Origin of the sequence: Kribbella sp. NBC_01510, assembly GCF_045040325.1 — a bacterium.
Taxonomy (GTDB): domain Bacteria; phylum Actinomycetota; class Actinomycetes; order Propionibacteriales; family Kribbellaceae; genus Kribbella.
Genome location: NZ_CP109418.1, coordinates 4,642,290 through 4,654,765 on the forward strand (window position 1 = coordinate 4,642,290; position 12,476 = coordinate 4,654,765).

Annotated in this window: 11 protein-coding genes and 2 pseudogenes; 4 read left to right on the forward strand and 9 right to left on the reverse strand. The window is 68.0% G+C overall.

What is annotated here, in order from left to right; translation table 11 throughout:
* Window positions 1-54: 54 nt before the first annotated feature.
* Entirely contained in the window at window positions 55-2,124 is a 2,070-nt protein-coding gene (locus OG558_RS23310; protein ID WP_405064864.1) for an MMPL family transporter, read from the reverse strand.
* A gap of 71 nt (window positions 2,125-2,195) precedes the next feature.
* Between OG558_RS23310 and OG558_RS23315 the strand changes: the two genes are divergently transcribed.
* Complete coding sequence (locus tag OG558_RS23315) at window positions 2,196-2,684, forward strand: MarR family winged helix-turn-helix transcriptional regulator (RefSeq protein ID WP_405064865.1); 489 nt, start codon at window positions 2,196-2,198, stop codon at window positions 2,682-2,684.
* 16 nt (window positions 2,685-2,700) lie between these two features.
* On the opposite strand, the gene OG558_RS23320 is transcribed toward OG558_RS23315, so the two are convergent.
* From OG558_RS23320 to OG558_RS23335, 4 genes are all read right to left on the reverse strand, one after another.
* Window positions 2,701-3,441 (reverse strand): anti-sigma factor, encoded by a 741-nt coding sequence (locus OG558_RS23320; protein WP_405072202.1) that lies wholly within the window; start codon window positions 3,439-3,441, stop codon window positions 2,701-2,703.
* Window positions 3,428-4,006 carry an RNA polymerase sigma factor gene (locus OG558_RS23325; RefSeq protein WP_405064866.1) on the reverse strand — a complete coding sequence of 193 codons (579 nt, stop codon included), beginning with the start codon at window positions 4,004-4,006 and terminating at the stop codon, window positions 3,428-3,430. Before OG558_RS23325 ends, OG558_RS23320 begins: the two co-directional genes overlap by 14 nt.
* Window positions 4,007-4,177: 171 nt before the next feature.
* The gene (locus OG558_RS23330; protein WP_405064867.1) at window positions 4,178-4,852 is read right to left on the reverse strand and encodes a class F sortase; all 675 of its coding nucleotides are present in this window, start codon (window positions 4,850-4,852) and stop codon (window positions 4,178-4,180) included.
* Window positions 4,849-5,688, reverse strand: coding sequence for a DUF4397 domain-containing protein (locus OG558_RS23335; protein WP_405064868.1), 840 nt, complete (start codon window positions 5,686-5,688; stop codon window positions 4,849-4,851). Before OG558_RS23335 ends, OG558_RS23330 begins: the two co-directional genes overlap by 4 nt.
* Window positions 5,689-6,365: 677 nt before the next feature.
* Between OG558_RS23335 and OG558_RS23340 the strand changes: the two genes are divergently transcribed.
* Complete coding sequence (locus OG558_RS23340) at window positions 6,366-6,836, forward strand: hypothetical protein (protein WP_405064869.1); 471 nt, start codon at window positions 6,366-6,368, stop codon at window positions 6,834-6,836.
* Between the two features lie 300 nt (window positions 6,837-7,136).
* Here OG558_RS23340 and OG558_RS23345 read toward each other — a convergent pair.
* From OG558_RS23345 to OG558_RS23355, 3 genes and pseudogenes are all read right to left on the reverse strand, one after another.
* Window positions 7,137-7,520 (reverse strand): annotated as a pseudogene (locus tag OG558_RS23345) (transposase); the annotation flags it as partial.
* A gap of 221 nt (window positions 7,521-7,741) precedes the next feature.
* Window positions 7,742-8,491, reverse strand: coding sequence for a ribbon-helix-helix domain-containing protein (locus OG558_RS23350; protein WP_405064871.1), 750 nt, complete (start codon window positions 8,489-8,491; stop codon window positions 7,742-7,744).
* A gap of 14 nt (window positions 8,492-8,505) precedes the next feature.
* Window positions 8,506-8,841 carry a hypothetical protein gene (locus OG558_RS23355; RefSeq protein WP_405064872.1) on the reverse strand — a complete coding sequence of 112 codons (336 nt, stop codon included), beginning with the start codon at window positions 8,839-8,841 and terminating at the stop codon, window positions 8,506-8,508.
* A 414-nt stretch (window positions 8,842-9,255) separates the two neighbouring features.
* On the opposite strand from OG558_RS23355, the gene OG558_RS23360 reads away from it, so the two are divergent.
* On the forward strand, window positions 9,256-10,602 hold the full coding sequence (locus OG558_RS23360; RefSeq protein ID WP_405064873.1) for a serine hydrolase domain-containing protein: 1,347 nt from the start codon (window positions 9,256-9,258) through the stop codon (window positions 10,600-10,602).
* 195 nt (window positions 10,603-10,797) lie between these two features.
* Entirely contained in the window at window positions 10,798-11,271 is a 474-nt protein-coding gene (locus tag OG558_RS23365; protein WP_405064874.1) for a hypothetical protein, read from the forward strand.
* A gap of 575 nt (window positions 11,272-11,846) precedes the next feature.
* Here the strand turns inward: OG558_RS23365 and OG558_RS23370 are convergent.
* Window positions 11,847-12,226 (reverse strand): annotated as a pseudogene (locus OG558_RS23370) (transposase); the annotation flags it as partial.
* Between the last annotated feature and the right edge of the window lie 250 nt (window positions 12,227-12,476).

The window sequence follows — 12,476 nt, forward strand, 5'->3', positions numbered from 1 at the left end:
GAACCATCCTCTCGAGCGGGGATCGGTCGCACCGTTCGCGGCCGCTGTCACTCTCTACTTCCGGTGCGCGGCCGCTACCGGATGCACGGCAATGCGCTCGGATTCGGCTGATCTGCGTCCTGGTGCTGCCGGCCACCAGAACCGTTCGCCGAGCAGGAACGCCAGGGCGGGCACGATGACGGTACGGATCAGTAAGGTGTCGAGGAGCACTCCGACACACACGATGATCCCGACCTGGGTGAGGGTGATCAGCGGAAGCACACCCAGGACCGCGAAGACAGCCGCGAGGAGCAGGCCGGCGCTGGTGATCACGCCGCCGGTGACCCGCAAGGCCGTGGCCATGCCCTTCCTTGTTCCCGCAGTGCGCGCCTCCTCCAGGGCACGGGTGCTGAGGAAGATGTTGTAGTCGACTCCGAGCGCCACCAGGAACAGGAATGCCAGCAGGATCACCGAGCCGTCGAGTGCCGGGAATCCGAGCACGTGGTCGAACACGAGCCAGCTCGCCCCGAAACTGGCGAAGAAGGACGCGATCACGGTCAGCAGCAGCAGCGCGGGCGCCAGCAGGGAGCGGAGGACGGCGACGAGTACGGCGCCGACGAGGAGAAGGATGAGCGGCATGATCAGCAGGCGGTCACGCTGGTCTGCTTCCTGGACGTCGAGGCTTTCGGCGGGGCCGCCTCCGACGAGCACCTGCTCGCCGACCTGATCGAGGCTCTGCCGCAGCTCCCGGACAACGGTGAACGAGGCCTCGCTACCAGGCTCTGCGGACAGGATGACGTCGTACTCGGCCAGCTGGCCATCGCCGTGGCCGGGCCTGACCTCGGCGACTCCGTCGACGCCCTTGATGATCTTGGCGATCGCGGCCGAGTCCTGTGCAGGGCCGATCACTAGCACGGGTTCCGTGGCGCCGGCCGGAAAGGCTTCGGCGAGGATCTTCGCGCCGCGGACGGCTTCGGGTTCCACCCGGAACTGCTCATTCTGAGCCAGCCCTGTTCGGACTCCGAAGGTTCCAACTGCCAGGCCGGCCAGCAGTAGGGTAGCGATCGTCAGCACGATCGCCGGCCGGCGAGCGACCAGGGCGCCGAGGCGGCCCCAGATCTTGCCCTCGGTAGGGGCGTCGCCTACTCGTGGTACGAACGGCCAGAAGATGCGGCGCCCGAACAGGACCACGGCTGCGGGAAGGATGACGAGTCCCGACACGACGGCGAGCATGATCCCGATGATGCAGCCGATGCCGATGCCGCGCAGCGTCTCGGTGCTGGCCAGCAGCAAGAGGGACAGCGCGCCGACGACCGTTCCGCCGCTGGCCAGTATCGGCTCGGCCACGCGTCGTACGGCGATCCGCATGGCCATCAGGGGCTCGGTCTCGGAGCGCAGTGTCTCGCGATAGCGCGCGATGAGGAGGAGCGCGTAGTCGGTGGCTGCGCCGAACACCAGCACGCTGACGATGCCCGACACGGCGCCGCCTCCCGGGATACCGAGGCGCGACAAGACCTGCTCGGACACGCTCGTGGTGACCTGTTCGGTCAGTCCCACCACGACCAGCGGGATCAACACCAAGCCTGGGCTGCGGTAGGTGAGCAGCAGCAGTACGGCGACCACGCACGCCGTGACCACGATGAGCCGGGTGTCCGCGCCGTCGAATACGCGGGTCAGGTCGGTGGTGAACGCGGCCGGGCCGGTCACGGATGCCTGGAGTCCAGCGGGTAGGTCTTTGAGGTCCTCGCGCAGCGTGTCAACCGTACGCGCGGTTTGTTCATCGTCGCCGGCGGGCAGTGTCAAGATCGCCAGCCCCACTGTGCCGTTCTCGGAGAACTGCACCGGAGCGTTGACGCCGACCGCCGCGGCTGCGTCCCGGGCGGCGGCTTGATCCGCGGGGCTCAAGGCCGTCTCGCCGGATCGGCTGAAGACGATCAGCGCGGACGGCTGGTCCGCGCCGGGGAACTGCTTGCGGAGCGCTTCGACCTGCGCCGACTCCGCGGACGTCGACAGGCCGGTGGACGACCGAGGCTCAGCCTGCTTCGCGGCCGGAGCCAGCAGTGCGGCCGCCGCGAGGGCCAACCCGATGAGGACGAAGATGAAGGCGACGAGCCGGGTCCGAAGGAACCAGCCTGAACCTGGCACAGTGACTCCTCAGCAGCAGCCGTAAGTTTCGATGAACAAGTATCTTGATAATCAAGACATTAGGAGGTGGAGTGAGCGAGCGCAAGCCTGAGCGGCCGACACGAGACCGGGGCGAACTCGTCCGTCTGGTCCAGCTCCTGGTCGCGGAGGGCCAACGGATCGGGCATGTCTTTGCTCAACGGCAGGGAGTGAACGGCACCGATGTCGAGGCACTGATCAGAATCCTGGTGGCCGGTGACGATCAGCCGATGACGGCCGGCCGGCTCGCCGCCGAGCTCGGACTCACTACCGGAGCCGTGACCACCCTGATCGACAGGCTCGAGCGTGACGGCCACGTGCGCCGGGAGCGAGACACCGCGGATCGGCGGCGGGTCATCGTCCACTACGACCAATCCGGCCTCGAACTCGCCGGCCGCTTCTTCAGGCCGCTGGGTCTGCACCACGACGCGGCCACCTCGAGCTTCACGCCGGAGGAACTCGAAATCGTGAAGCGCTACCTGGCGGCCACGATTGAATCGTTCCGCTCCTACCGGGAGCAGTTGGCCTCGGAGGACCGCTGACCCGCCGTACCGACGCTCAGCTCGGCAGAGTTCCGCGGATGATGCTGTCGTGGGAGTGTTCGGGGTTGCCGTCGTCGGGTTCGAGGGAGATGTCGATGATCCGGTAGCCCTGCGCGGTGACATCGGCGGGGATCTGGAACGTTCCGCCTGCCTTCGGGTCGAGGACGCCGAGGGAGACCATGCGCTTGCCGTCCACGTTGATCAGCCAAACTTCGTAGAATCCCTGGTTGGCGGTCAGGCCATCGGCGGTGACCTTCAGCTGGCTGCCGGCGGCGGCCCGGATCAGGTCGGCGGTGCCGTCGCCGGACTTGCCGGCGAGCGGCTCGAGCTGGACGACCGCGGCCGGTGGCGGGGGAGTGTCGTCGTTCGAGGTGACCAACTGGGTGCCGATCACGCCGGCGCCTATGCCGAGGACTGCCGCGATGCTTGCGGCCAGGGCGAGGCCAGGGAAGCGCCCCTTCGGCTGCACTGGTGTGACGGTCTCGCGCGGCGGCCGCGAATCGTGGTCCGCTGGCGCCGAAGGTTGCTCGGTGCTCGTCTGGCGGGTTCCGAGACCGAGCTCGTCGCCAACGCGTTGCCACACGTCAGGTGGTGGGAGCTCCAGGCGAGGCAACTGTCCTCTCGCCCCGGCGATCGCCCGCAGTTCGGCCAGGCTGTCGCGGCACTGCTGGCAGCGCTGGAGGTGATCGGACGCGGCCGCGTCGGGGGCGGCGTCGTCGAGCGCCCACTGGGCCAGCAGTTCGTCATCGAGATGCATCGTCACCGTTCACCTCCCCGAGTCGATCCCGCAGTTGCAGCAGACCGCGCCGTACGTGGCTCTTCACCGTGCCCAGCGGCAGGGCCAGCTGTTCCGCGATCTGCGGATACGTCCGGTCTTCGTAGAAGGCGAGCCGGAGAATGGTTCGCCGAGGGTCGTCGAGTTTGGCGAGTTCATCAGCGAGCAGGACCCGGTCGACGACGTCGTCGTCGACCTGTTCGGGCGCCGTGGCGGGCTGTGCGAGCCCGGCGGCCGCTTCGGCGTTGCGGTGATCGCGGCTACGGGCCGCGAGTCGATCGACGATCCGGTGCCGGGTGATCCCGGTCAGCCAAGCGCCGAGCTCACCGGTGGCGGGGTCGAAGGTTGCTCGCCCCCGCCAGGCGGAGACGAACACTTGCTGAGTCACGTCCTCGGCGTCAGCCCGATCTCCCAGCGACCTCAAGGCAAGGGTGAAGACGAGGCCGGACCAGTGCCGGAAGGCATCCGCGAGGCTCTCCTCGCGGCCTTCCGCGAAGCCTTTCGCGATATCGGCCGGCGACGGTAAGCCGGCCTCGACACTGGGCACGGCCCGCACTCTAGCGAATTCATCGCCACGGCCGTCCATAGTGCGAGCGGGCTGTGGAGGCTCAGGCCTTCTGCGCAACGACATCACGCTACCGTTCGTCACCGCCTTCCATCGAAGAGTCGGAGGTCCCATGGTGGTTGCACTCACCCCCGGTCGAGCGCCATCCGGTCATCACGCCGGTAGCGCAGTGACGACGAGGTTGTCACGGTAGCCGCCGCCGTTGTGGTCATACGGCCCGCCACAGGTGACGATCCGCAGTTGCCGGGCGCCGTCGCGGTCGAACACCTCTCCGAGGACAAGGCCCGACTTGGGGATGTCTTCGACTGTTCGCACCCGGTACTTCGCGACCGAGCCGTCGGTAGAGCGCAGGGTCACCTGATCGCCGGCACGCACTTTTCGCAACCGCACCAGCGGCCCGGCGCCGAACTCCTTGCTGTCTACGTGACCACCGAGTACGACGGAGCCCTGGTCGTCGTTGGGACCGGGCCCGAACTGGTACCAGCCGATCGTTGCCGGGTTGGGCGGCAACGCCATCTGGCCGTCGGTGGCGACACCCACGGCGAGCACGGGGATGTCGAGGTCCGCGGCGTCGATCTGCAGTCTGTTCGGCTGTGGACCGTGCGTCGCGGTGGGTAGATCAGCCGCCCGGGTGTGGATCTCCGTGCCGGGTTGGGAGGTGTTGGGAGCGGACGGACGGCTGGACGGGGCCGTAGTGGGGGTCGCCACCGTTCGTCCCGCGGCCTCCGTCCGCTCGTCTGAGGTGGTGTCCTGCCCGCAGCCGTAGAGCAGGACCTGGACGGTGAGTGCGGCCATCACGGGGACGGCCGCACCGCGGATCCGGATCACGACCGGGCACGCCTCCGGACGGCTGCCGTTCCGAAGCCCACCACGCCGAGCGCCGTCACCCCGAGGACGCCGATCAGCCACAGCGGGGTGTCCGCTCCGCTTTGCGCGGCAGCCTGACCGCCGGTTCCGCCCGGGATGCCGGACGGGTTGCCGTGGAGGCCGGATATCGTCTGCACGGCCAGCTTGAGGGTCTTGCCGGACGCGCTGCCCCACGCGTACACGATCGTATTCGTGCCCTCCTTCAGGTTCACGTCCGCCGGGCCGATCGCGACCGTCGACGTTCCTGCGAGTACAACGTCGGCCGACACAGTGCCGGCCGGCAGATCGGCCTTCGCCTCGTTGGGGTTGGTCAGGGACTTGAAGACGGGCTTGCCGCCGGCGCGGAGGTCGACCGCGGGAGCCGCGGCGTCATGCCGAACAGTGAGCCGGGCCTGGCCGGCGCTGAGCTTCGAGACGTCGTTGACATACGGCGTCAGCACCGGCTTGCCCGCGGCACTCAGGTGCGCGACGACCGTGATGTTGGCGCCACCCGGGACCTTGACGTCGTTCGCTTGAATGACCGCAGCGCCGTTCGCTCCGGCGCCGGCCGCGGTCACCTTCAGGTCGTACGTACCCTCAGGCAGCTTGACCGGGTCGGTGAGCGTCCCGGGCTTGAAGTTGGTCAGTAGCGCCTTGCCATTGGCGTAGACGTCGACGGTCGGACCGGGCACCGCATGCAACACCGACACGGTCGCAGTGGCAGTCGGCTTGGCCTGCGCAGAGGCTGCGACAGCCGCGGGCAGGCCGGCAGCCAACAGGCCGGCCGCGGCCAGGACTGTGACTCGACGGACAGACATGGAAACCCTCCTAGGGGATCGGGCCTTCTTGACCTGTCTTCCGTCCGAACTGCCGCTTCGGACGCGACCATCGGCGCAAACTTGTGGAAAGGTGATGCGTGGGGCTGCCGAGTCTCGAAGGCGGAGGGCCCTCGCGTGGAGGCCGTCGGCCGGCGGTTCGCCGGCCGGACCGAGTTGATCCAGATTGTCGAGCACCGCACGCGCCGTGGAATCGCGACGGGACGGTCGCCGGAAAGTTGCCCCGGGCCTCGAGTAAGTCACCCGAACGTCGGCGCGTGCAAGCGCGTAGGCCAGTTCGACAGCGGCCGAACCGGCCCTGACAACCACGCAACAGCTGTCATCGGCAACCGGTGGCATCGCAAGGCCCTACGTCCAACGCACCTGATCCAGAGGGCATCGATGGGGGACTGGCTCGACCCCGAGTGCCCTTTGGGAGGATGGGGCACAATTCGGTGTGTGCGGCACGCGGGAGCCTGGGGACGTTCCGAGCAGCAGCGCGACCAGCAGGTTGCCGCCACTGTGTCCCCGACGCGACGTCCGCCGGGGACACAGTCAACCCTGGCCATCTGCCGAATGGCCTAGAGGCTATCGGGTACCGGCGATCACGTACCGGCACGGGCGGATTCCGGGCGAAAGGCCCGGCTTGGCGCCCCGGCGTACTTGGGTGCGCCATGTGGATGGATGACCCGGAGCTCCTTGATGTGCTCGGCCGCATGGCGAACGTTTGTGTGGTGGTCACCAAGCAACCGCAAGGCAAGTACACAAGGCCCGGCCTGGAGATGCTCACCAAGCTGGCGGAAGAGAGTGGACTGGCGCAGGCTGCCTATTCCGAGCTGGCTGAACTGGCCCCACGCCATAACGGACGGCCCCTGGTTGTCGGGCCAGGTTCATCCTCTTGGGTCGACAAGGTCGACATTGGTGGAGTGCGTGAGATCGGCTTCCGCAGAGTCGGCAACCGGCTGGTCCCGATCGTGCACGCGAAGATCATGCTGCTGGGGCGTATGGGCTGGACCGATGAGCATCCCTCGGGAGATGTGGTCGATCAGCTGTTCTTCGTCCCTGAGAAGCTGTGGATCGGATCCGCCAACTTCACCAAAGCTCTCGCTCAAGCGTCGAGATGGGCATGTGGACGGAAGATCGCGAGCTGATGGCCGCTGCCAGAGACTGGCTACTGACGCTCGTGAGTCTGTCAGAGCCCCTAGGGTCGGGCCCTGATGATCTCGATCCAGAACTGCTGCCGGTCGAGTACGACGACGCTGCGATCTTCGAGTCCATGAGTGACGAACGCTGGGAACTACTTAACCTCGATCCACCGATCGGCTTGAGCTGAATCGTTGATTCTGGATCGGCCTGGTGCTGGGCTGTGCGGGGCGTGGTGAGTGGTTCCGCCTCGCTGCGGGGGTGTTCCACTGGTGGTTGTTGGGTTGGGCCGGGGTTCGGCGTGGTGGTCAGGACGTGGTGGCGGGTGGCCCGCAGACGCTGTCGAACAGTGCGGTCCACTGGCGTTGCCAGGGCCAGCCGGCGGGGAGGTGGAGGTGATCCGGCGGGCAGACGATGCAAGCCGGGTGGCGTTGTTGATGAGTTTGCGTCGGATCGTGCCGGTGGTGGCCTTGGCTAGTTCGCCGGGCGGTGAGGGTGGCGGCGGCGCGGGTGAGGTTGAACGCGATCACCGCAAGCACGAGCCAGGCGGCGTTCGCGGTGAATACCCCGGACGGCAGGTGCGCGAGGGCTGAGTGCTTCAGGTCGGCGTTGACTTGTTCGATGCTCGCGTGTCCGCGGTGGGTCTTGTCGGCGGTCACGGTGTCCATGACCTCGGCGGGCACGGTGGTGAAGCGTCGCGGAGCGCAGCAGGCGCTGTCGGGATCCACACTGCTGCACCTCTCAGTCGCTACGCATCTCTGCTGGAACGATCGACATGACGGAAGCCGGCTTGATCACCGCGACAGTCCGAGGCGCGGGTGCGCTGACGCACGTCGCTCCAACTGCCCGGATCAGCCGAGTCCAGTGCGTTCCCTTGGCGTACTGTTCCCGCCGGGACCACCTTTGAGGCGACCTATCGAGCATCCCGGAGGTAGAGCCGGACTGCGGCGGCGACGACCTCGTCGCTGCTCTGACCCGACTTCGTGGCGAGCTCAGCCACGCTCTCGGCCAGGTCTTTGGGGAGGCGGACGTCGGCGCGGGCGCGCTCGAGATCCCCACTGCCGAACTTCATGAGGGCCGCCACGACCACGGTGCCCAGCACGTCGAGGATGGCCACGACCCCGAGGATCCGGTGGTAGTAGCCGCCCTCGGCCGGGGTGAACCCCGCAATGAGTGCGCTGGTCATGGCGGCGAGGACAGCGGCGAGGGCGAGCGTGCCGTCGAGGATGCGGCGCACCCCTGGTCGTGCCCGCTCGCCGAGGGTCAGCAGGAGGCTGGCCTGGGCGAGTGTGGCCGCGACGGCAGTGCCTATCCCGAAGGTCTTGCGGATTCCCTCGGACGGGCCGTGCTCCACGTCGCCCCAGATCATCAGGAGAGCGGTGACCAGGGGGACCAGCACGATGACCCCGCCTGCCACCCCCACCGGTTGAGACGGCCGGCCGGCGGTGGCGAGGTAGCACAGCACGGCGATGCTGACTACTCCGACGAGCAGCGTGGTCAGCAGCACGCGGAACTGGGTCTGGCCGAACTCCCCGCCGCGCAGCAGCGCGATGATGCCCAGGAGGGCAGCGAGGGAAAAGGAGCCGATCGTGACACGCACGATCAGCTTGCGGATCGGCGCCGTGCCCGGTGGCGCAGACGTTGCGATGACCGACCGTGGCATCCCAGCCCCCTGACTCACGCGTGGCCGGTCGGGCGTCCATGCCGGCCGATCAGATGCCAGTCGCGGGGCGATTTCTGGTCGCCCGCCCGGTGCGCGAGATACCGCATCACTAGCACGACCACGCCGGTGGTGAGCACGCCGGATAGGAGCACCTCGTCGCGTGACAACCCGTCGATGTTCGGCTGCAATTCCTCCTCGGTAGCCCAGCCGAACAGCACCTCGCTGGTGACCAACCCGACGCCGAAGCAGGCGACGGTCGTGATCGCGGTCGCCAACAGCCGGTATGCCACACCCTTGCCTACGACCAACCCGGCGATTACACCAAAGCCGAGCGACATGGCACCGAGCACAGCTAGTCCCTGAAGTCCCAAATCCCACTGCATGACGGTGCCTCCCTTCTGGTCCGTCTCATTCCATCGTCGGTTGGCGCCCTCGCCCTAGACAGAGGCGAAGTGCCCGGCCTGGAGGGTCCATCAACACGATGCGCGGCGACGAAAACCCTCACGACTCTCTCGTTCCGCGCCGAGTGGGTAGACATGCCAGAACGTCCGCCGCGGGCCGGATCAGGAGGATGGACCGGAGTGCTTCGTTTCCGCGAGCCTCATCACAGGGTGCCCGGAAGGGTGGCCCGTTGGCATGTCGGGGCGAGGCCAAAGGGCTCTGGTGATGCGCCGATCGGGGTGCGAGCGTGGTGGTCAGCGGGCGCCCCTCGGTGTGGGATCTCCGCCCCTCCGTGGGCGGCCTCAGCTGGTCCGGAGGTGGCCATGGCCACGCGCAGAGCGGTTCGTGCAGCGGTTGCTGCCGTGGTCGTGGTGCTCCTGACGACGGTATCTGGCGGCACGCCCACGGTCGCGGCGCCGACCGCCCAGAGCGACGGCGTCGCCGCGGTGATCGCGAGCTATCAGACCAGGATCCCCGAGCTGATGGCCCAGAAACAGATTCCCGGACTTGCCCTGGCGTTGGTCGACGGCGACGGGGTGGTGTGGCAGCAGGGGTTCGGCTCCCTGGACAGCGACGGGGGTACGCCGGTCACCGTCGACACCATCTTCAGTGTCCAGTCGATGTCGAAGGCCTGCACCGCCACGGCCGTGATGCGGGCCGTGCAGTCCGGACTCCTCGACCTGGACGTGCCGATCACGACCTACCTCCCGGACTTCACGGTGCACAGCGCGTTCGAGTCGCACCCGGAGCGGAAGATCACCCTGCGGATGCTGCTCAGTCACACCGCGGGCTTCACCCACGAAGCGCCGCTCGGCAACAGCTACGAGCCAGGGCCGGGCGACTTCGACGCGCACGTGCGGAGCATCTCCGACACCTGGCTTCGGTTCCCTGTCGGCACCGGCTACGCCTACTCGAACCTGGGGATCGATCTGGCCGGCTACATCCTCGAGCAGGTCTCGAACAAGCCCTTCCCGGTCGTGATGCGCGACTCGCTGCTGGCGCCGTTGGGCATGGACCACAGCACCTTCGACCGGGCCCGGGTGCACGCCACGGCAGGCCGGGCCGTGGGTCACACCGGCGACCTGGTGCGGCCGCGCGTGGACTGCCCGATGATGGCGGCCGGCGGGCTGTGGGCGACTGCTACTGACCTCGCCAAGTTCCTCGAGTTCCAGCTGGGCGACGGCACCGTCGACGGTCGCACCGTGCTTGATGCGGCGTTGATGCAGGAGATGCGCACCGTCCCGGCACCGCACGCAGGCGCGCCAGCGGGCTATGCGCTCGGTGTCGCGCGCATGCACTGGCTGGCTGGCCGGGACCCCGACCTGTTCAACCACAACGGCGGCGGGGATGGCTTCCTGTCCGACCTGTGGTGGCTCCCGCAGCTGCAGCTCGGTATCGCCGTGCTCACCAACTCGGACAACCACGATCTGCAGATGTCCCTGGCCCTCGGAATCCTCCGTGATTTGTCACCGAGCCGGGCGGCCGGTACCACGACCGCATGCTCGGCTTGCCGACCCAGTCCGATGTCGTGGAGCCCGACAGCCACTACCTCCCACCGCCGGACCTGGCCGCCCGGATCGCGGCCGTCGCGATGCCGACGTCCAGCGAGCAGTCCGCCCGCTGGGCCGGGTACCACGAGCTGTATCGCACCGGGCAGATGGGCGCGATGAACCCTGACTACCCGCCGTCGCGGTTCTACGTCGAGTCCGGCGTGCCGTACTTCGACGCCGCCGAGGACGGAACCCTGGTGCGGTATCGGTTGACTGAGTTCCAGCCTGGCCTGTTCCTGGCGGGCAATGGAGAAACCCTCGATCTGTGCGGACCGTCGCAGCGGTGGCGCGGAGTGGACCTCAATCCGGTCACGGATGGTCCGCTCGCTTGGCAGTGGGCGCTGCTCGCCGTCGTGGTGGTCGTGGCGGCCGGGTGGCTCGTGGCCGGGGCGCGTCGAGACGTTACGCCGTCGCCGCGGAGCTGGCCGGTCGTCGACGGTCGGTGCGCCGCCGCCCGGCGGCCGTACCTGGCGCCGCCTCACCACCACGGTCGCCGCCGCCGGAGCTCTTGCCGCGCTCGTGACCGTGGCCGTGATCCGGGCGATGCCCGGGCTGGTGGATGTGGGGTTCCTCGGTTGGCAGGAGGTCCCGCTGCCGGTGCGCCTCGCGTTCCACCTCCCGCTGGCGGTGACGCTCCTGGCCGTGGGCCTTGCCGTGCTCCTGGCAGCCGGCGCCCTCCGGCACTGGTGGACCGCGCGGATCCGACCGCGCGACGCGGCCCTCGCGTTCGCCTTGACCACCCTCGCGGCCCAGCTCGCGTCCTGGCACCTGATCGCCTGGGGGTTCTGACAGCGACGGCGACCACCCCAGAACGACCGACGGCTCGGGCACCCGCCGCCTCCCGACTTGCGGCGCCAATAGCGCCTATACATGGAAGTCCGCAAGGACCTTCGGCTCTGGTTGACCCGAATGGCGCGGACGCACCCTGGAGCTGCGGTCATCTGACAGCGAGAGGAGAACCAGGAGCCACCGTGACTGACCTACCGCCCACCGAGGGCCCGCTCGTCGATCCGCACCGCACGGTTTCGGCACGGCAAGGACGACGCCGTCAGGGACTGGTGGGTGGAAAACGAGTACAGCCCGAAAGCCACGGACCAGGAACACGTGCAGGGCTATGCCTTCGGCTGGGAGATGGCGAGCGACCCGCTGCACGAGGACGGCTACGACCCTCAGCTCAGGCCCGTCAGCCCACGCCCAGCTCGATGGCCACCCAGTCGGTGATCGCACGCTCATCAGCTGATCACGCCGTCTCTGATCGTCGATCTGTGACACAGATTCACCGTCGTGGCGCCGGCGGCACTCCATTGGAGATCAGACGCCGCGCTCACTGCGCCACCGAATACGACAAACCGGGAATAAGTGGCTCATCGCAATCGAGGGTGTAGCCGTCGTCTGTATCCGCCGGTTCCAGCAGTGATCTGGCGATGTAGTTGGTGAGGTTGCGGAAGCCGAGGGCGGAGCCGCGGAGGTGTTCGAGTCGTCCGTTGATGGCTTCGGTTGGCCGGTGGACGTGCCGGGCCGGTCGAAGTAGGCCAGGACGTCGGCGGCGCGCTTGTTCAGCGCGCGGCCGAGAGTAATCACTTCGGCCAGCGCGGCCGGGGGCGCCGTGGCTGACCGACTCGATCAGTTGCGGCATTAGCTTGTGTCCCTTCTTCTGGTCGGGTTCGCGGTAGGCGGCGACCACCTGCTGGTAGATCCTCTAGGTCGCCTCGACCTCGACGTGCTCGTCGACCGCAAACAGGGCTAGTGCGTGACAATCCTGGTGCAGGGCAACAGCAGCGGGGCGAGTACGGCCAGGACGATCCACGACGAGATCATGTCCCTCCTCGAGCCAGCCGGCCCGACAGGGCCGCTCTGCTTCGAATTTGCGCCTGGGCGTTGCGTGAGCAGGGCCACCGGTCCAGGTCGACCAGTCCGAAGACTCTCAGCCCGGTACGGCGGTCGGCCGGCGGCGCGCCATATCGGATGATGTGACCAGCATGACCGGACCGCCG